Raw genomic sequence first — 18,377 nt, 5'->3', positions numbered from 1 at the left:
TATTATGCCTTATATAGTTTTTTCGTAGAATTTACAGGTTTTTTGCAACTTATAATTGATAGAGATATAAACAATAGAGCTATTTATAAATGAATAATGATAATCATGAAAAAGCTTCAATTACTTTAAGAGAGCCCACAGCAGAAGATGGTGCATCCGTCTTTGATTTAATATCTGCCTGTCCTCCTCTTGATACCAATTCCATGTACTGCAATTTGTTACAAAGCAGTCATTTTTCTCAGACGTCAGTAGCAGCAGAAATGGACGCAAACCTTGTGGGTTTCATTTCTGGCTATGTATTACCGAAAAAGCCAGACACCTTATTTATCTGGCAAGTGGCGGTAGGAGAGAAAGCAAGGGGGCAAGGACTCGCAAGTCGAATGCTTCGTCATATCCTGGCACGGGATATCTGCAAAGACGTGAAATATATCGAAACAACCATCACCCCTGATAATCGTGCATCTTGGGCCTTGTTCGAGAGTCTAGCGAATAAATTAAACACACAACTAAACCGTTCGGTGATGTTTGATCGCCAACAACATTTTGCTGGCCAACATGAAACGGAAATGTTGGTCAAAGTCGGTCCGTTTAAGCTGTAAGCCATTATTTCTACACGCTGGGACACGAATAAAAAAATACTACTAGGAGAAAAAAACCTATGAAAATCTTTGATGAAATTGAATCAGAAGTTCGTTCTTATGCTCGATCTTTTCCGCGCATGTTTAACCGTGCCAAAGATGAGTTTATCTATGATGAAGAAGGGAACGCTTACCTAGACTTTTTAGCTGGGGCTGGTTCATTGAATTATGGTCACAATAATGATCTGTTCAAAGAAAAACTGCTCGAATACATTGAAAACGATGGTATTACCCAAGGTCTTGATCTCCATACCCGTGCGAAAGGCGAGTTTTTAGAGAGTTTCAATAACAATATATTAAAACCACGTGACTTAGACTATATCGTGATGTTTACTGGCCCAACAGGCACAAATGCCGTTGAAGCCGCATTAAAAACGGCACGTAAATACACCGGCAGAGAAAATATCATTTCGTTCACTAACGGCTGGCATGGCCAGACATTAGGTTCACTGGCGATTACTGGTAATGGCCATCATCGTGGTGGCGCAGGTGTGAGCCTGAGTGGTGCAACACGTATGCCTTATGATGGTTATATGGGCGATGATGTTGATACGACCAACTATCTCGATAAAGTCCTTTCAGATTCAAGCAGTGGTGTAGACAAACCTGCCGCTGTGATTGTGGAAACAGTTCAGGGTGAGGGTGGTATTAACGCTTGCTCAACAACTTGGTTAAAAAGCCTGTCAGATATCTGTAAAAAACATGATGTATTGCTGATTATTGATGATATTCAGGCGGGGTGTGGTCGTACAGGTACCTTCTTCAGCTTTGAAGAAGCCGGTATCTACCCTGATATCGTGACGGTATCGAAATCATTAAGTGGTTACGGCTTGCCGTTCGCTATCGTGTTGATGAAACCCGAGTTAGATCAATGGAAACCGGGTGAACATAACGGTACGTTCCGTGGTAACAATCCTGCCTTTATTACTGCTAAAGCGGCACTGGATAACTATTGGAAAGACGACACTTTTGCTAAAGAAGTACAGGCAAAAGGGGACTACATCGCCAAACGCGTTGACAAGATTGTTGAGCTATACGGTGAGGGTAACTTTAACTCGCATGGTCGTGGCATGTTCCGAGGAATTAACTGCGTTAGTGGTGAACTTGCAGGAAAAATCACGCATAACGCTTTCCAGAAAGGTTTGATCATTGAGACAAGCGGTACCGATGATCATGTGGTCAAATTTTTATGTCCACTCACCATCACACAAGAAAACCTGGAAAAGGGTATCGATATTCTTGAGCAATCTATCAAAGAAGTTTGTGCCAAGGCTGACAATATCCCAGAAGAAAAAGATTACTTCGAAGGTGATTACTCAGTCAGTGAAGAAGTCGAGAAAATGTCTCGTCAGTCTTAATTGCTTATAAGAAAACGGGTGGTTCGCCACCCGTTTCTATTCCAAATAATAATCAAATAAGAGGAAATGAAATGCTTGTTAGACAACTTCAGGAAGCAGAAAAAACAGACCGTAAAATTGTGGATCCTAATGGTAATTGGGACAGTACCCGCCTGTTATTAAAAGATGACAATATGGGATTCTCTTTCCATATCACCACCATCTATGAAGGTGCTGATTTCAGAATGCATTATCAGAATCATCTGGAATCTGTGTATTGCATCAGTGGTGAAGGTGAAGTTGAAACATTGGATGATGGGAAAAAATATGCCATCACGCCAGGTACCTTATATAACCTCGATAAACACGATAAACATATGCTACGTGCGTTTAAAGAGATGAAACTGGCATGTGTGTTTAACCCACCACTTCATGGCACGGAAGTTCATAACAAAGATGGTGCTTATGAACTAGAAGCAGACACCATTAGTGACTAATTTGCTCAGGCACCGATCAGAACGTGATCGATGCCTTACCTCGGGCTATAACAGTCAATAAACATCTTGTTCACTGCCTGCTTTGACAGTGAACAAGATAGCTAATCCAAAAAGGATGAAATAGAGAGAATACAATGAGTTTTCATACGGTAGAAAAAATCGGCGGCACTTCTATGAGCGACTATGTTGCGGTGCGCGATAACATTATTCTGAAACCGGTTCATCACGACTCGCTCTACAATCGTATATTTGTTGTTTCAGCTTATGGCGGTATTACCGACTTGTTGCTGGAGCATAAAAAAACCGGGCAACCCGGTGTGTTCGGTTTATTTGCAAACGGAATACATGATGATAGCTGGAAACAAGCTTTAGCAGATTTAAAGCAAAAGATTTTCACTATCAATGAAAGTTTTTATAAAAAACCTGACAATCTTGAACGTGCTAATCAGTTCATAGGTGAACGTCTTGATGATGCTGAACGCTGTTTGGCTGATCTACAAAGACTTTGCCAGCATGGCCACTTTGAGCTGGATATGCATCTTGAAACCGTGAGGGAAATGCTCGCCAGTATTGGTGAAGCTCACAGTGCATGGAACATGACGCAGTTGCTTCAGCGTGATGGTATTGATGCTATTTTTGTTGATTTAACCGGCTGGCAAACAGACAAGCACTTACCTTTAGACGAACGTATCAAAATCGCTTTTCAGGATATCGACCTCAAAAAGCAATTGCCTATCGTCACCGGTTATGCACATAGCGATGATGGTCTAATGTCAACATTTGACCGTGGTTACAGTGAAATGAGCTTCAGTCGTATTGCTGTTCTAACCAACGCTAGTGAAGCCATCATTCACAAAGAATTTCATCTCAGCAGTGCTGATCCCCGATTAGTGGGTGAAGATAATGCCGTACCTATTGGCCGAACAAATTACGATGTTGCTGATCAATTAGCTAATCTAGGTATGGAAGCCATTCATCCTAAGGCGGCTAAAGGCTTACGAAGAAATGAGATTGCTCTACGTGTACGTAATACATTTGAACCTGAACATGCCGGCACATTAATTACGGGTGACTATATCAGTGCAACCCCCTGTGTTGAAATCATTGCCGGTTGCAAAGGGGTGTATGCGTTTGAACTCTTTGATCAAGATATGGCGGGTAATATTGACGTTTATGATCGTGAAATTCTGACGATGATAGACAGATTTAAAGCACATATCATCTCTAAAGATATCAACGCCAACACAATTACCCACTATCTCTCTGCCAATCTCAAAACAATAAAACGTATCCGTAATGCCTTACAAGAACGTTTTGTTGATGCTGAAATTAATCAACAAAAAGTGGCGATTGTGTCTGCCATCGGCAGTGATATGAAGATCCCAGGTATTTTGGCAAAAACCGTTGGTGCACTTGCAAAAGAAAACATCAGTGTTTTAGCCATGCATCAGTCCATGCGTCAGGTTGATATGCAGTTTATTATCAATGAAGATGACTATGACGATGCCATCAAGAGCCTGCACAGTGTGCTGGTAGAAATTCACGATCACGGAAGGGCCATATGTCTCGCTTCTTAACGATTAGTTTGTTTATTGCACTGTTGTTACCTGTTCAGCTGTTTGCAGCTGAGCAGGTTCCTTCTGAACAGCAGATGCGAGAGTCAGTTGATAACCTAAAAGAACCCTTATATACCCCGTTTATAGAACGCTATGTGCTGGATGAGCTAAAACAACTACGCACAGATATGGCTGCTCAGCGGGCAGAAATGATTCAAATGACTGTCGATAAAGAACTATCAGCCGCGGACAGGGCTGTCGGGTATGCCACCGATACGGTGACCTATTTTTTCTATCTTATTGCTGCAGCCTCATCAGTGTTAGTTTTGGTGGGCTGGTCATCTATTCGTGAAATTAAAGAGCGTGTTCATACACTGGCAGACCAAGAAATCAACAGCCTGATCAATGAGTATGAAAAACGTCTTCATGCTATTGAGCAGCAACTCAGTAAAGAAACACAACAGATCGAAGAAAATCGCGAGAAGATTGAGCACACACAAGAAGTGCAGTCGTTATGGTTAAGAGCGGGACAGGAAACCAGTCCAAGTAACAAAATTGCGGTATATGACCAGATCATGGCGATAAGACCCTATGATGTTGAAGCCTTAACGTATAAAGCGGATGCTGTACTGGAGCTTGATGAACCACAGTGGGCGTCCAATCTTTGTCATCAGGCCTTGGAGTCTGATCCGGAAAATGGCCATGCCTTTTATCAGTTGGCGTGTGCCAATACCGCCATGAATCAGTTTGATGAGGCTATTCGTTATCTGAAACAAGCTATTCAGTGCAGTGATACCTATCGTGAACAGTGCAAAGATGATCCGGCGCTTGAGCCGTTGAAGTCACATCCAGAACTGGAACTATTACTAAAAAATACAGTTGAAAGTTAAGCCTCCTAGCGCGGTGGTTTTTGCAAAAGGAGGATGACATGATTTGGAGTTTTTTAGGATTTCTTGCCATTTTTGTGGCTATTGGTGTGAGTTCTGTTTTTTTCAGTCGTGGCACTAAGAAAGATTATTACCTGGCCAGTAGTGACATTCCTCCTAGTCTTGTTGGTTTATCTGCTGTAGCCACAAATAATAGTGGTTATATGTTTATTGGCGTGATTGGTTATACCTACGCCACAGGTCTCGCTTCCATCTGGATTATGATTGGCTGGATTTTAGGCGATCTGATCGCCTCTACTTTTGTTCATTCCCGTCTGCGTCGTGCCACCAGTGACAGTGCTGAACCGAGTTATGCCGGTGTATTAAGTAACTGGTATGGACAGAATGATATTGTCCTGCAGCGACTCATTGCGCTGATTTCTCTTGTGTTATTGTTAGCTTATGCTGGTGCTCAACTGGTTGCTGGCAGTAAAGCTTTGCACGTTTTATTTGGCTGGCCTAGCTACACCGGCGCGATTATCGGCGCCATTATGGTGACCTTATACTGTTTTGCTGGCGGAATAAGGGCGTCTATCTGGACGGATGCTGCTCAATCGGTGGTGATGATTGTGGCGATGAGTTTAATGTTGTTCATTGCAGTAACCACATTGGGTGGACCTTCAGCCGCGATCGTTGAAATGGATAAGGTCGATGGTTTTCTAAATTTGTTCCCTCAGGATTTAGTGATTCCCGGTTTAACGGGTGGTGTCTTATTTGCCCTGAGTTGGATGTTTGCTGGCTTTTCAGTCATTGGTCAGCCGCATGTGATGATTCGTTTTATGGCTTTGAGTCATGGCAATAAAATGATGAGAGCACGTTTATGGTATTACTTATGGTTTACAGCATTTTATTGTCTTGCTACCGGGGTAGGTATGTTATCTCGTGTTTATCTTGGCGATGCAGGTTCTTTTGATGCCGAGTTGGCTTTACCCAGGATGGCTATGGAATTATTGCCTCCCGCTCTAGTTGGTTTGGTGCTTGCTGGTGTGTTTGCTGCGACAATGTCGACCGCTGATTCACTTGTTTTAAATTGTTCGGCAGCAGTAACCCATGATTTATTGCCACATAACATAGAAAATACCTTGATTCTGAAGTTGAGCACGATTGGGATTGTCACGGTTGCCTTGCTGTGGGCATTAACCAGTTCAGAGAGTGTATTCAGTCTGGTCATTTTTGCCTGGTCTGGTCTGGCGAGTGCATTTGCTCCCTTGCTTATTACTCTATGTATGGGGTTCAGACCGAGTCAACGACTGAGCATTATTGCCATGTTAATTGGTTTGTCTGTGGCTTTATTATGGCGCTATTTTGGTTTGCACAATGCTGTTTACGAAGGCCTGCCGGGCATCATGAGTGGTTTGCTGATATTGGCTGCTGGACTTGTCTGGAAAAAAAAGACAGTGGGGACGACACATAGAGTCGTTTCTGATTCTTCATCTTAGTTAGGTTGATTTGATATGGGCGCAAGCAAGTCCTCTTTCAGATCTGTATCAAAAGGGTCAGCACCAAACCATATCTGATAGTAGGATTCTGCCAGTGTGGATGACGGACTATGGGCGAGTTGGCGGCCGTTTTTAAATAAATACAAACCGTCTTGTGTTTGTCTTATATCGTAACTATCACCTGCATTAACATCTTCATAAGCAGCATTAAACTGTTGTAACTCTGTCTCAATATTTCTATATTCAGCTGCTGTTAGATTACGCTTCAGTAGCGTTTCCGATGCCTCAATAAAATCACTGCTTTTAATGCTACGGTGATAAAGAAAAGAGAGTTGTTTCTCGCCACGAATTTCAGGCAGTTTACTGCAATCAGGACGATATATGGCGGCATCAGCGACATCGATAAATGCCATCACACTAATCGCGGTTTCATGACATTTTTGTAATGATGGCGATGTGTCTACCACTGAATCAGGAAAGCTATTGTTTGCCGATGTCACGCTGGAGAAAAGTATTGCCATAATCATGGGGAATAGTTTGAGCATCATCAGTTTGCTTTCCTGCTCTATAGAAATGAAACAAGCCTGCATTACAATCTTCACACTGTGAATTTAAGGTGAAACCGCACCAGCACTTGTTTCACATCAAATTCACAGATTGCTCAATACGCTATTTCCATGTTTGAAGGACTGATATGAAATCGCTCAGATACTGGTTTGATAGTAAATATGACAAGGTCAATTCCTCGGTCGATAACACGATTGATTGGTTTAGAATCATACCGTTTATCGCACTGCATTTAGCCTGTCTCGCTGTTTTTTGGGTGGGCGTATCACCTGTTGCTCTGATAACCGCTGCCTTGTTGTATTTCATCAGAATGTTTGCCATCACCGCTTTTTATCACCGTTATTTTGCTCACAAGTCATTTAAAACAAGTAGGCCGGTGCAGTTTATCTTTGCGGCGATTGGTGCTTGTTCAACACAACGTGGTCCCATCTGGTGGGCTGCCCATCATCGTCAACATCATCGCCATGCTGATACCGCATCGGATCCGCATTCACCGAATGATGGTTTTTTATGGAGTCATCTCGGCTGGTTTCTGACAAAGCGTTACTTTCAGGCGGACTATCGCCTTGTGAAAGATTTGACGCGTTATCCTGAGTTACGCTGGCTCGACAGGTTTGATATTGCGATGCCAGTCATACTGGCGATAGCCTTATTTGGCTTTGGTGAATGGTTAAACTGGATCAAACCTGAGTGGCAGACCAATGGCTGGCAGATGCTGGTGTGGGGCTATTTCATTTCAACCGTTGTGCTGCTTCATGCAACTTTACTCATCAATTCTTTGGCCCATAAATGGGGTAAACGCCGCTATAACACCGAGGATGGTAGCCGAAACAATTTTTGGCTGGCGTTATTAACACTGGGGGAAGGCTGGCATAACAATCATCATTATCATGCGTCATCGGCCAGACAAGGCTTTTATTGGTGGGAAATTGATATCAGCTTCTATTTACTTGTTTTAATGAAAAAACTGGGGCTGATATGGGATATGCGAACCATTTCAGCTGAAAAGCGTGATCACCGAGCTGGGATACAGGTGATTAAATGAAAATTGCGATTGTTGGTGGCGGGATTTCTGGGGTAACAGCCGCATGGTATTTATCTAAACAGCATGATGTTAGCTTGTTTGAAGCTAATGATTACATTGGCGGACATACAGATACCCATCAAATTGATATCGCAGGTAAGACGTGGTCCGTAGACACTGGCTTTATTGTTTTTAATGAATACAACTACCCCAATTTCAGCCAGTTATTACGTGAGTTGGAAGTGGATGCCTTTGACACTGAAATGAGCTTCAGTGTGCATAATGCTGATACCGGCTTGCACTACAATGCCACCAATCTCAATAAATTATTCTGTCAGCGTAAAAACCTCGTCAACCCCAACTTTTATCGCATGATTAGGGATATTGTGAGATTTTATAAACAATCTCCCGATATTCTTAAACAGCCGAATAATACTCAAACGGTTGGCGAGTATTTGAAAAAACATCATTACAGTGATGTTTTTATTCATGACCATCTGATTCCCATGGCCTGTGCATTGTGGTCCGGTCCTTCTGTCAGTCTGCTGGAAATGCCAGTACGGTACCTGATTGCCTTTATGGCTAACCACAAGATGTTATCGCTGACCAGACGTCCACAGTGGCGTGTTGTTGATGGTGGATCAAATCAGTATATAAACCAATTTATTAAAAGGTTTTCTGGGCAGATTCATCACAGTTCAGCCGTTGAAAAAATTCAGCGTATCGATAACGGTGTGGTAGTGACAGTCAACGGTCAAGAACAGTCATTTGATGCTATCGTATTAGCTTGCCACTCCGATCAGGCTTTATCGATTCTGGCCGACTCCAGTTATGACGAGGCCACCGTCTTAGGCAATATTGACTATCAGAAAAACCATATGCAGTTGCATACAGATGAGTCAGTGCTGCCGCCTAATAAAGCGGCCTGGGCAAGCTGGAATGTATATGTGAGCCCGGCGCTACAAGAGAAGTGCACCGTTTCTTATCACATGAATACCCTGCAAAAATTAGAGGCGCCAGTCGAGTTTGTCGTTTCTCTTAACTCTGCAGAGCGTGTTGATCCTGAAAAAGTATTGGTGGAGCGCCATTACGCTCATCCGGTGTATAACGAAAAAACCATGGCTGCACAGCAACGCTGGGCTGATATTTCTGGCCAGCGCCAAACCTACTTTTGTGGCGCTTATTGGGGATGGGGATTCCATGAAGATGGGGTTCGCAGTGCTCTAAACGTTGTGCAGCAAATTAACGGGAAGGCTGAATAAGATGTTTTCCACAGCATTAATGAAAGGAGAAGTCAGCCACACCCGTGTCAGCCCGAAATTTCATCAATTTCGCTATCCCATCGCTATGTTAATGCTCGATGTTGATGAGATTGCTTCCACCTTTGAGGAAAATCGCTGGTGGTCGGTTGAGCGGTTTAATCTAATCAGCTTTAAGCGTAAAGATTATCTTGGCAGGCATTCCGGTGATTTAAAAACTACCGTTGAGTCATTCATTTTTAAACGTACCGGCGAACAATTCTCGGGCAAGGTTTATCTGCTGACACACCCACGTTATCTCGGTTTTGTCTTTAATCCGGTGAGTTTTTACTTTTGTGTTAATCATCAGGGACAGCTGGAATATGTACTCGCTGATATCAATAACACACCATGGGATGAACGTTATTGTTATGTTTTAAAAGCGGAGAAAAATACGCATTCGCAGTCGGTCATTTCTGTGTTTGATAAACAATTCCATATCTCGCCTTTTATGCCGATGGATATTCAATATGAATGGCGTTTTTACTGGCGTGACGATGCGTTGAGTATCGATATGCATTTGTTTCGACATAATGAAAAACAGTTCACAGCAGACATGACCCTAAAAGCCGAGGCTCTCAGCCAAAAGGCCATGTCACGCTTACCTTTAGATTTTCCTATGCAGACCGTCAAAATAGTCTGGCGAATCTACTGGCATGCACTAAAACTCTGGCTACGCAGAGTGCCTTTCTATAGTCATCCACACACATCATCAGATAACCATCGCGATCGAGATAAAGCCTCTTTGAAGGATAAATCATGACACCACCAATTCATGCAAACCGACAAAATTCTTTGAGAATCAGCCCGTTTCATCGTCTCTGTATGCATCTTCTTTGTAAGCAGCTAGCGCGTTTTGAAGAAGGATTTTTAGTGATTGAAATGGCTGAGCTAAGGCTTGAGTTTGGTGACCCAACGGCTGAATTAAAAAGTCATATTTTTGTTAAACATCCACATTTTTTTGAAGCAGCGGTATTAGGCGGTTCAGTCGGTGTGGCTGAATCGTATATGGATGCCGAATGGCAAACGGATGATTTAACCCGACTAATACGTTTATTTGTCAGAAACCGTCATCTGGTGGATGGCATGGAGCAGGGAATAGCCAGACTGGCGGGGTTATTAATGCAAGGTGTGCATTGGCTGAGAAAAAATACTCGTGCTGGCAGCCGCAAAAATATTGCCGCCCATTACGATCTGGGTAACGACCTGTTTGAGTTATTCCTGGATCGTGAGCATATGATGTATTCGTCTGCACTTTATTATGATTCAGCTGAGAGTTTAGAGCAGGCACAAAGTAATAAACTCGCGCGCTTGTGCGATAAGCTGGATTTACAACCTGACGATCATTTACTGGAAATTGGCACAGGCTGGGGTGGATGTGCTGTTTATGCCGCCCTTCATTATGGTTGTCGGGTAACCACTACAACTATTTCTCAGCAACAATACGACTACGCGATTCGTCGTGTGCGTGAATATAACCTCCAAGACAAAGTCACCGTATTACTGGAAGACTATCGGGACTTAGAGGGGCAGTACGACAAGCTTATCTCGATAGAAATGGTTGAGGCTGTAGGCCATCATTTTATTGATGAATTTTTTCAGCGTTGTAGTAATTTGTTAAAAGCCGACGGTATCGCCGTTATTCAGGCAATTACACTGGAAGACCACCGTTATCAGCAGGCTGTTAAGTCGGTCGATTTTATTAAGCGATTTATCTTCCCCGGTAGTTTTATTCCTTGTGTCAGTGTCTTGGTGAATTCAGCAGCAAAAGCGGAAATGAAACTCAGCAATCTGGAAGATATCGGTACAAGTTATGCCAAAACTCTTCAGATATGGCGTGAACGTTTCTTCGATAAACTCGATGACGTCAAGGTGATGGGTTACGACGATCGCTTTATAAGAATGTGGGAGTTTTATCTTTGTTACTGCGAAGGTGGTTTTATTGAACGCAGCATCAGTGATGTTCATTTAGTTTTCAGTAAACCAGGAAACCGACAGCCATCGTGGATTCCCGGACGTGGCTAATATCTTTAACTTTATTGCTTTTCAGTTGGTCTGGTTTATCAGTATCTTCTCTGCCGCTGCTGAGAGCAGCCGTTATGCGCTGATAGCAACCGCCCTATTTATTATTATCCAGCTCTGGCTGAGTCCATGGAAAAAAACGGATATCAAGCTGATTTTATTGGGGCTGATAGCAGGGATGCTGTTAGACAGTATCTGGCTGAATACGATGCTAATGAACTATGCCGATAAAACCTTTGTTTATCTTGCTCCCTGGTGGATTGGCTGTTTATGGATCAACTTTATGTTGACCTTGAATCATTCGCTGAGCTGGCTGCAACACAAGCCTGCTTTATTAGCATTATTGTGCATTGTCGCAGCTCCTTTATCTTACTATGCTGGCAGTGAAGCTGGTGCCGTCACGCTCAATACGCCATTTCTGGCATTAGCTGTGGTATCGATAAGCTGGGCTATCTGGATTCCTGTTCTAATGCGTTTTGCAAACCATTGGCGAGAAAGAGAGGAGGCAGAACATGCTTGAGCTGAGTCTTTTAATCGCCAGCATCACCATGCTGATAGGCTGGATTTATGAAGGGAAAACTAATAATGCCGGTGTAGTGGATGTGCTCTGGTCGGCACTGATGGTATGTTTGCCCATTATGTATGCCTGGCAGATGGACGGTGACATTGTATTAAGAATTGCCAGTGCAGCATTAATGAGCCTTTGGTATTTGCGCTTATTTGTTCATCTTTCAGCACGTGTTTTTTCAGAACCTGAAGATGGTCGTTATCGCTATCTTCGCGACTATTGGGGGGATAAAACCCACCGCAATCATTTTTTCTTTTTCCAGTTCCAGGCCGTATTAGCATGGGGATTTACCTTACCGATTTGGTGGCTGGCACAGGTTGAGACGTTTCAAATCATTTGGCTTGTGCTTGCCTTTATTTTGGCCATTGGTGCCTGGGTAGGCGTATATATCGCTGATAAACAACTGGCCGAGTTCAGACAAAACCCGGCTAATAAAGGCAAGGTTTGCCAACAAGGTTTGTGGTTTTATTCTCGTCATCCCAATTATTTTTTTGAATGGTGTCACTGGTTCAGTTACCCGGTTATAGCCATCGGCATGGCTGGTGGTGAGTGGTTATGGCTGATGCCTGTCGTGATGTTTGCCTTTTTGTATTTCATTACCGGCATTCCCTATACCGAACAACAAGCTATCAGAAGTCGCGGTGAGGCTTACCGTCAGTATCAACAAACAACCAGTGCATTTATCCCTTGGAGAAAGAAAAATGGGCATGATTGATTTGGCAGAAAAAAAGTGGTTTCCGGATAGCCTGATTCGCATAGGGATACGGCAATTATTGAAACAGCGCTTAAAAGATGAATCTGCCTTTGAACCGGATAAACTCAGTCAGCGTAAACAACACTGTATTGAACAATTAAAACGAAGCCCAATAGCGATTGAAACACAGGCGGCCAATGAACAACACTACGAAGTGCCGGCCGAGTTTTATGAAGAAGTGCTGGGTAAACGCTTTAAGTACAGCGGTTGTTATTGGACCAACAGTTGTCTGACGCTCGATGATGCCGAAGAAGCGATGCTGGATATTTACCTGCAGCGAGCCGAGCTCAAGAATGGACAGCAGATCCTTGAACTGGGCTGTGGCTGGGGATCGTTAACAATTTATATGGCAGAAAAGCTGCCGTTTGCCAAAATTACTGCTGTGTCTAATTCTCACTCACAAAGAAAATATATCGAAAAACAATTACACGAGCGGGGACTAAGTAATGTTCAGGTAATCACCTGTGATGTCAATGAGCTGGAACTGGACCAGCAATACGATCGAGTAGTGTCGGTGGAGATGTTCGAACACATGCGTAATTATCAGCGCTTATTCGATAAGATTGCTCATTGGCTAAAACCGCAAGGTAAGTTATTTGTTCATATTTTCTGTCATCGAGAAGTGGTTTATCCCTTTGAAACGGAAGGGGACGATAATTGGATGGGACGCTATTTTTTTACCGGTGGTTTATTGCCATCTGCTGATACCTTATTGTATTTCCAGTCTGAACTGTCCATAGAGCAGCAGTGGTTGATCAATGGCAGCCACTATCAGAAAACAGCCGAGGCCTGGCTGGAAAATACCGATAAAAATGAGGCCAATGTGTTACGTTTATTCCAGCAAGTCTATGGGGATGAGGCTGATACCTGGTTACAGCGCTGGCGTTTGTTTTTTATGGCATGTGCCGAATTATTTGGCTTTGATAATGGTAATCAGTGGTTAGTGGGGCATTATCTTTTTGTGAAAAAATGAGTAACTGATGGCGAAAAATAAAACCACCCTTCATGCCAAGTTAATCAAAGTCTTCCTGATACAGGTTGCATTAATCAGTCTGGTGACCGTCGGCGGCATCTATGCTGCCAAAGTGATGGTGGAAGGGATGTTGGTTCGCAAAGCCTTAGAGGGCGAAGCTCAGCATTTTTGGGAAATGCGAGAGCAAAACCCCAATTTCTCTCCACCCGATACCATGAATTTAAAGGCTTACCTGAGCACGAATGGCGATTATTCCTCTTTACCTAAAGATTTGATTCACCTGTCACCAGGTTATCAGCGCACAAAAGTGAATCAGGAAACACCAATTGTTTATATAGAAGATAAAGGTAATCAGCGACTTTATCTTATTTTTGATGAAGTGAAAGTCTCTCGTCTGGCCTTATTGTTTGGCATATTGCCACTGGCGGGGGTCTTAGTCGTGTTATATATCCTGGCATGGATAGCTTATCGTCAATCCCATAAAGCCGTATCCCCAATAGTGAAGTTAGCTAAGTCAGTGAGACAAGCCGAAATCAGATATGGCAGTCTCCCTGATTTTGATTTGCAGGAATTGCGTGATATTCCTGATGATGAAGTGTCGAGTTTAGTGGGAGCGCTGGATCAATTTACTCAGCGCCTTGAACTGTTTATTGATAGGGAACGTCATTTTACCCGTGATGCCAGTCATGAATTGAGGACTCCGATTGCTGTTATCCGAAGTGCGATGGAATTACTCGAACGTCGCTATGATGTCGCTAATGATAAAACGATGCGACGGGTATATCGTACTTTGTATGATATGGAATCGTTGATTGAAACCTTACTAATCCTGGCCAGAGAAGAAAAGGCGGTACTGCCGGTTCAGGATGTTGATATTAACTCGATGGCATTGAAACAGCTGGATACGCTTGAGTCTTTATTCAAAGATAAAGCGGTGAGTGTCAGCGTTGATGAACAAGCGAAATTAGTCGTGAAGGCACCTGAATCGGTTGTTTCTATTTTGATGAGTAACTTACTGCGTAATGCCTTTAATTACACTCCCCAAGGAAATATAGTGATAAAAATCTGGGAGCAAGGTTTTTCGATCACCGATAGTGGTGTCGGCATGAGTGAACAACAAGTCAAAAATGTGTTTGAGCCTTTTTATCGGGGAGAGGGGAATAATAACGAGAAGGGCTATGGTTTGGGCATGACCATCGTAAAACGCTTGTGTAATCGCTATGACTGGCATCTTCGCGTTACCAGTGAATTAGGCAAAGGCACGGAAGTGAGTGTGCATTTCCCTAAATCACAGATAGAAATCTAGTCTTTACAAGTCTTTTTCTTCACATAGCTTATAACCCACACCAGGAATGGTGTGCAGCAAATGCTGCTGATACGGTTTATCAATCAGTTTTCTGAGATTATAGAGGTGGCTACGTAATGTATCGCTATCGGGTGTGTCTTCACCCCAGATTTCGGTTTCCAGCTTTTCGCGGGTGACCAGCTTGGGTGACTCACGCATCAGAATTTTTAGAATCTGCAGCATGATCGGCGAGAGCCGAATTGTTTCACCTTCACGAGTGACGCGCATGGTTTTCGGATCAAACACCATATCAGCAATCTGTAATGATTTTGTATCCATCTCACCCCGATGGCGGCGGATATGCGAGATCAATCTTGCTTCCAGCTCTTTCATCTCAAATGGTTTGATTAAATAGTCATCAGCGCCGTATTCAAAGCCACTCAATTTATCATCTAGTGTATCTCTGGCTGTCAGCATGACTATGGGCATGTCCAACTGTAGCTCACCGCGTATACGTTCACAGACTTCAAATCCATCGATGCCCGGCATCATCACATCCAACACAACAGCATCATAGTGGTTCTGGCTGCATAGCTTTAATGCGGTCAAACCATCAGCGGCAAAATCGACCGTCATGCCGCCTTCCTCTAAAAAGTCCCCGACATTCGCCGCAAGATCCTGATGATCTTCGACAATGAGTACGGTGGCTGGGTTAATCTTCATCTCTTCGTCCTTACTATTTATCGGGTGCAGCGTAAGCATAACGTATTGATGTATGCGGTTTGTGAAAAAGTCATTATTTTGTTTAGGAATAATCTAAAAATACAATTGACTCATTAAATAACAATCATTATCATTAACATCCAAGACTTAAAGAATAGGCACTACAATGATTGTATGTATCTGTAACAATGTGAACTCAGACACCATTACCGAGGCGATGGAGTCCGGTGCAAACACGCTGCATCATATTCGTGAACAGACGGGTGCATCTGCATGTTGTGGTAAATGCCAATTTAAAGTCAACCGTATGTTGAATGACTTCGAACAGACTGATGTTATGGCTTCAGCTTGTTCAGGCGAAGGCTAATCTTCCCGCAATCTGTTTTTAACTCATTTTAATCCTTAGCGATTCTCATTATTACCATCAGTCCAATCTGTAACAGTTAGCTGTTTCCAGCAAGGCCAAGTTCTTTCTACTCATCTAAGCTAAGTTGATAAACACTAAGGTGTTTTTGATTTTTATCCCGAAAAATCTCACTTAACGGATTTCGTCTACTGCGACGGATATATTTCAATCTAGATGATAATAATTCCGATTTTATTTTTAAAACAGTCGTTTAGCTTTGACATTTGAAAAAGACAAACGATAATCATGGCAACTTTATACAAAAATGAGGGGTTGTTATGAAAGGCGATAAAAAAGTTATCGAATATTTAAATAAAGTATTAGGAAATGAACTGGTAGCCATTAACCAATATTTTCTTCATGCCAAAATGTATAAAGATTGGGGCTTACATAATCTATACGAACATGAATATCATGAGTCGATAGATGAAATGAAACACGCTGACAAATTAACCGAGCGTGTTTTATTTTTGGAAGGTCTACCTAACCTGCAAGATCTTGGTGCACTGCGTATCGGTGAAAACACAAAAGAAATGCTGGAAAGTGATTTAGCTTTGGAATTAGACGCTATTCCGGATCTACAGGAAGCGATTAAATATTGTGAGTCAGTGGGTGACTACGTTACCCGTGATTTATTCCAGGATATTTTAAATTCAGAAGAAGAGCATGTTGACTGGTTAGAAACACAGCTTGGTCTGATTGAGAAAATGGGTCTACAAAACTATCATCAAGCACAAATTGTTAAAGAAGCAGAATAATAACTAACGCATTATCCAATTACATAAACCCGAACATGACAAAGTCTGTTCGGGTTTTTTATATTGGCATACGTAATTACACGGATTGTAATTTATCCTGTAACTAGGTAACTTACCGATTATTGTAGATTCTTCAATTTATTCACGCTCATTCTCTGGAGGTCGGGAAAAGCATGACTAGGTTTAAGCAGTATGATAAAAGTGATGATGCCATCGTCTCTTCCCCTTCAAGCCGGGCTTCTTTAACTCCACCTGCCGTTCTACGTGATTTAGCCAAACAGTGTGATGTACGTTTTAATGACAATGAGCCCTGGGACATTCAGGTTCATCATCGTGATGTTTATTCCCAGATATTAACCAAAGGCTCATTGGGCTTTGGTGAAAGTTACATGGATGGCCTTTGGGACTGTGAACGCCTGGATGAGCTTTTTTATCGAATCATGCGAGCCAATATTGAAGAACACCTGGTCGGTGTGGGCAAATTTGCATTAATTTTTCAAAGTCTCCGTCATCGTTTTTTTAATTTGCAAACCGTCAAGCGCGCTTATCAGGTCGGTGAGCAGCATTATGATATTGGCAATGATGTGTTTGAAGCCATGCTGGATCCGACGATGAGTTATTCATGTGGTTTCTGGCAAAAGGCCCATACACTGGAACAAGCCCAGGTTGATAAGCTCGACATGATCTGTAAAAAACTGCAGCTCAAACCCGGCGAGAAACTACTTGAAATAGGCTGTGGTTGGGGTGGCTTAGCCAGACATGCAGCAAAAAATTATGGTGTTGAAGTGTTAGGAATCACCATATCTCAAGAGCAGCAAAAATTAGCTCAACAACGTTGCCAAGGCTTACCTGTAGAAATTCGTCTGACTGACTATCGCGACTTAGATGGCCAGTTTGACAAGATTGTTTCAGTGGGGATGTTTGAGCATGTGGGTGAAAAAAATTACCCCATTTATTTCGACACCGTAAATCGTTTACTCAAAGACGATGGTTTGTTTCTTCTGCATACAATCGGGATATACAAAACCATCCACCGTGTGGACCCCTGGATTGATAAATATATTTTCAGAAATGGAAAACTGCCTTCAGCCGAGCAGATAGCAGGGGTTTTAAACAAACGTATGGTGATAGAAGATTGGCATAACTTTGGGCAAGACTATGCGCTGACACTTCTTGCCTGGTGGGACAGGTTTGAGGAAGCTTGGCCTGAGTTGTCACAAAAATACAGCCAGCGTTTCTACCGTATGTGGAAATATTACCTGATGAGCTGCGCCGGATTCTTCAAGTCACGCCAGGGTCAGCTATGGCAAATTGTTCTGACCAAGCGTGACCGTTTAGAAACGTATCGATCTATTCGCTAGTTATTCATGAAGCAGCACATTGAGTTGATCGACCACCTCTGCCCAGTCTGAGTCTTCTGATAAACACTCCTGAATGAATGCCTTTTGTGAGGCTGTCCAGAACTCAGCTTGTTCGATAGGCTGTTCTGGCTCTAGCTTATGCTGTTTTATGAACTCATCCATAGCTGCAGAACTATTATCCAAACCCAACTGAAGAAATAAATTTTCCAGTGAATGCAAACTTGTATCCATGGTAATACCTCTTG

Annotated in this window: 20 protein-coding genes; 17 read left to right on the top strand and 3 right to left on the bottom strand. The window is 42.7% G+C overall.

Features of this window, described 5'->3' with window-relative positions:
• The first annotated feature begins 89 nt into the window (after positions 1–89).
• From ectA to MAMP_RS08255, 6 genes are all read left to right on the top strand, one after another.
• Positions 90–599, top strand: coding sequence for a diaminobutyrate acetyltransferase (gene ectA / locus MAMP_RS08280; protein ID WP_007145569.1), 510 nt, complete (start codon positions 90–92; stop codon positions 597–599).
• Positions 600–658: 59 nt separating this feature from the next.
• Positions 659–1,996 (top strand): diaminobutyrate--2-oxoglutarate transaminase, encoded by a 1,338-nt coding sequence (gene ectB / locus MAMP_RS08275; protein ID WP_007145568.1) that lies wholly within the window; start codon positions 659–661, stop codon positions 1,994–1,996.
• A 71-nt stretch (positions 1,997–2,067) separates the two neighbouring features.
• A complete protein-coding gene (locus MAMP_RS08270; RefSeq protein ID WP_007145567.1) occupies positions 2,068–2,472 on the top strand; it encodes an ectoine synthase in 405 nt (134 codons plus the stop codon).
• 134 nt (positions 2,473–2,606) lie between these two features.
• On the top strand, positions 2,607–4,049 hold the full coding sequence (locus MAMP_RS08265; protein WP_007145566.1) for an aspartate kinase: 1,443 nt from the start codon (positions 2,607–2,609) through the stop codon (positions 4,047–4,049).
• Complete coding sequence (locus MAMP_RS08260; RefSeq protein WP_007145565.1) at positions 4,034–4,918, top strand: TPR end-of-group domain-containing protein; 885 nt, start codon at positions 4,034–4,036, stop codon at positions 4,916–4,918. The genes MAMP_RS08265 and MAMP_RS08260 overlap by 16 nt, the downstream gene beginning before the upstream one ends.
• Before the next feature lie 38 nt (positions 4,919–4,956).
• Complete coding sequence (locus tag MAMP_RS08255) at positions 4,957–6,393, top strand: sodium/proline symporter (protein ID WP_007145564.1); 1,437 nt, start codon at positions 4,957–4,959, stop codon at positions 6,391–6,393.
• Here MAMP_RS08255 and MAMP_RS08250 read toward each other — a convergent pair.
• Positions 6,390–6,941 carry a chalcone isomerase family protein gene (locus tag MAMP_RS08250; protein ID WP_158005162.1) on the bottom strand — a complete coding sequence of 184 codons (552 nt, stop codon included), beginning with the start codon at positions 6,939–6,941 and terminating at the stop codon, positions 6,390–6,392. The two genes, MAMP_RS08255 and MAMP_RS08250, sit on opposite strands and share 4 nt — an antisense overlap.
• Before the next feature lie 146 nt (positions 6,942–7,087).
• Between MAMP_RS08250 and MAMP_RS08245 the strand changes: the two genes are divergently transcribed.
• From MAMP_RS08245 to MAMP_RS08210, 8 genes are read left to right on the top strand one after another with little or no spacing between them, the layout of a single operon-like run.
• Positions 7,088–8,005, top strand: coding sequence for an acyl-CoA desaturase (locus MAMP_RS08245; protein WP_007145562.1), 918 nt, complete (start codon positions 7,088–7,090; stop codon positions 8,003–8,005).
• Positions 8,002–9,246, top strand: a complete 1,245-nt coding sequence (locus MAMP_RS08240) for an NAD(P)/FAD-dependent oxidoreductase (protein ID WP_007145561.1) — start codon at positions 8,002–8,004, stop codon at positions 9,244–9,246. The genes MAMP_RS08245 and MAMP_RS08240 overlap by 4 nt, the downstream gene beginning before the upstream one ends.
• 1 nt (position 9,247) lies before the next feature.
• A complete protein-coding gene (locus MAMP_RS08235) occupies positions 9,248–10,045 on the top strand; it encodes a DUF1365 domain-containing protein (RefSeq protein WP_007145560.1) in 798 nt (265 codons plus the stop codon).
• Positions 10,042–11,307, top strand: coding sequence for an SAM-dependent methyltransferase (locus MAMP_RS08230; RefSeq protein WP_007145559.1), 1,266 nt, complete (start codon positions 10,042–10,044; stop codon positions 11,305–11,307). The genes MAMP_RS08235 and MAMP_RS08230 overlap by 4 nt, the downstream gene beginning before the upstream one ends.
• A complete protein-coding gene (locus tag MAMP_RS08225) occupies positions 11,300–11,824 on the top strand; it encodes a DUF2878 domain-containing protein (protein WP_007145558.1) in 525 nt (174 codons plus the stop codon). Before MAMP_RS08230 ends, MAMP_RS08225 begins: the two co-directional genes overlap by 8 nt.
• Positions 11,817–12,587: a DUF1295 domain-containing protein gene (locus tag MAMP_RS08220; protein WP_007145557.1), complete on the top strand. Its 771-nt coding sequence runs from the start codon at positions 11,817–11,819 to the stop codon at positions 12,585–12,587. The genes MAMP_RS08225 and MAMP_RS08220 overlap by 8 nt, the downstream gene beginning before the upstream one ends.
• On the top strand, positions 12,574–13,599 hold the full coding sequence (locus MAMP_RS08215) for an SAM-dependent methyltransferase (RefSeq protein ID WP_007145556.1): 1,026 nt from the start codon (positions 12,574–12,576) through the stop codon (positions 13,597–13,599). The genes MAMP_RS08220 and MAMP_RS08215 overlap by 14 nt, the downstream gene beginning before the upstream one ends.
• A 7-nt stretch (positions 13,600–13,606) precedes the next feature.
• Entirely contained in the window at positions 13,607–14,905 is a 1,299-nt protein-coding gene (locus tag MAMP_RS08210) for a sensor histidine kinase (RefSeq protein WP_007145555.1), read from the top strand.
• A 3-nt stretch (positions 14,906–14,908) separates the two neighbouring features.
• On the opposite strand, the gene MAMP_RS08205 is transcribed toward MAMP_RS08210, so the two are convergent.
• A complete protein-coding gene (locus MAMP_RS08205; protein ID WP_007145554.1) occupies positions 14,909–15,607 on the bottom strand; it encodes a response regulator transcription factor in 699 nt (232 codons plus the stop codon).
• Between the two features lie 166 nt (positions 15,608–15,773).
• Here MAMP_RS08205 and MAMP_RS08200 point away from each other — a divergent pair, with 166 nt between their 5' ends.
• From MAMP_RS08200 to cfa, 3 genes are all read left to right on the top strand, one after another.
• Positions 15,774–15,974 carry a (2Fe-2S)-binding protein gene (locus tag MAMP_RS08200; protein ID WP_007145553.1) on the top strand — a complete coding sequence of 67 codons (201 nt, stop codon included), beginning with the start codon at positions 15,774–15,776 and terminating at the stop codon, positions 15,972–15,974.
• Between the two features lie 317 nt (positions 15,975–16,291).
• Positions 16,292–16,771, top strand: coding sequence for a bacterioferritin (bfr, locus tag MAMP_RS08195; RefSeq protein WP_007145552.1), 480 nt, complete (start codon positions 16,292–16,294; stop codon positions 16,769–16,771).
• Between the two features lie 173 nt (positions 16,772–16,944).
• Positions 16,945–18,132: a cyclopropane fatty acyl phospholipid synthase gene (gene cfa / locus MAMP_RS08190; RefSeq protein ID WP_007145551.1), complete on the top strand. Its 1,188-nt coding sequence runs from the start codon at positions 16,945–16,947 to the stop codon at positions 18,130–18,132.
• Here the strand turns inward: cfa and MAMP_RS08185 are convergent, their stop codons facing one another.
• On the bottom strand, positions 18,133–18,363 hold the full coding sequence (locus MAMP_RS08185; RefSeq protein WP_007145550.1) for a DUF2789 domain-containing protein: 231 nt from the start codon (positions 18,361–18,363) through the stop codon (positions 18,133–18,135).
• Between the last annotated feature and the right edge of the window lie 14 nt (positions 18,364–18,377).

The organism is Methylophaga thalassica MP (assembly GCF_000214595.1).
In the GTDB taxonomy this organism is placed as follows: Bacteria; Pseudomonadota; Gammaproteobacteria; order Nitrosococcales; family Methylophagaceae; genus Methylophaga; species Methylophaga thalassica.
The sequence above is the reverse complement of the archived record's forward strand: the minus strand, read 5'-3'. Positions and strand labels throughout refer to the sequence as shown.

What these genes read in the sequence shown, in the direction of transcription:
- ectA (WP_007145569.1), top strand. Translation starts at nt 90, where the DNA reads ATGAATAATGATAATCATGAAAAAGCTTCAATTACTTTAAGAGAGCCC.
- ectB (WP_007145568.1), top strand. Translation starts at nt 659, where the DNA reads ATGAAAATCTTTGATGAAATTGAATCAGAAGTTCGTTCTTATGCTCGA.
- MAMP_RS08270 (WP_007145567.1), top strand. Translation starts at nt 2,068, where the DNA reads ATGCTTGTTAGACAACTTCAGGAAGCAGAAAAAACAGACCGTAAAATT.
- MAMP_RS08265 (WP_007145566.1), top strand. Translation starts at nt 2,607, where the DNA reads ATGAGTTTTCATACGGTAGAAAAAATCGGCGGCACTTCTATGAGCGAC.
- MAMP_RS08260 (WP_007145565.1), top strand. Translation starts at nt 4,034, where the DNA reads ATGTCTCGCTTCTTAACGATTAGTTTGTTTATTGCACTGTTGTTACCT.
- MAMP_RS08255 (WP_007145564.1), top strand. Translation starts at nt 4,957, where the DNA reads ATGATTTGGAGTTTTTTAGGATTTCTTGCCATTTTTGTGGCTATTGGT.
- MAMP_RS08250 (WP_158005162.1), bottom strand. Translation starts at nt 6,941, where the DNA reads ATGATGCTCAAACTATTCCCCATGATTATGGCAATACTTTTCTCCAGC.
- MAMP_RS08245 (WP_007145562.1), top strand. Translation starts at nt 7,088, where the DNA reads ATGAAATCGCTCAGATACTGGTTTGATAGTAAATATGACAAGGTCAAT.
- MAMP_RS08240 (WP_007145561.1), top strand. Translation starts at nt 8,002, where the DNA reads ATGAAAATTGCGATTGTTGGTGGCGGGATTTCTGGGGTAACAGCCGCA.
- MAMP_RS08235 (WP_007145560.1), top strand. Translation starts at nt 9,248, where the DNA reads ATGTTTTCCACAGCATTAATGAAAGGAGAAGTCAGCCACACCCGTGTC.
- MAMP_RS08230 (WP_007145559.1), top strand. Translation starts at nt 10,042, where the DNA reads ATGACACCACCAATTCATGCAAACCGACAAAATTCTTTGAGAATCAGC.
- MAMP_RS08220 (WP_007145557.1), top strand. Translation starts at nt 11,817, where the DNA reads ATGCTTGAGCTGAGTCTTTTAATCGCCAGCATCACCATGCTGATAGGC.
- MAMP_RS08215 (WP_007145556.1), top strand. Translation starts at nt 12,574, where the DNA reads ATGGGCATGATTGATTTGGCAGAAAAAAAGTGGTTTCCGGATAGCCTG.
- MAMP_RS08210 (WP_007145555.1), top strand. Translation starts at nt 13,607, where the DNA reads ATGGCGAAAAATAAAACCACCCTTCATGCCAAGTTAATCAAAGTCTTC.
- MAMP_RS08205 (WP_007145554.1), bottom strand. Translation starts at nt 15,607, where the DNA reads ATGAAGATTAACCCAGCCACCGTACTCATTGTCGAAGATCATCAGGAT.
- MAMP_RS08200 (WP_007145553.1), top strand. Translation starts at nt 15,774, where the DNA reads ATGATTGTATGTATCTGTAACAATGTGAACTCAGACACCATTACCGAG.
- bfr (WP_007145552.1), top strand. Translation starts at nt 16,292, where the DNA reads ATGAAAGGCGATAAAAAAGTTATCGAATATTTAAATAAAGTATTAGGA.
- cfa (WP_007145551.1), top strand. Translation starts at nt 16,945, where the DNA reads ATGACTAGGTTTAAGCAGTATGATAAAAGTGATGATGCCATCGTCTCT.
- MAMP_RS08185 (WP_007145550.1), bottom strand. Translation starts at nt 18,363, where the DNA reads ATGGATACAAGTTTGCATTCACTGGAAAATTTATTTCTTCAGTTGGGT.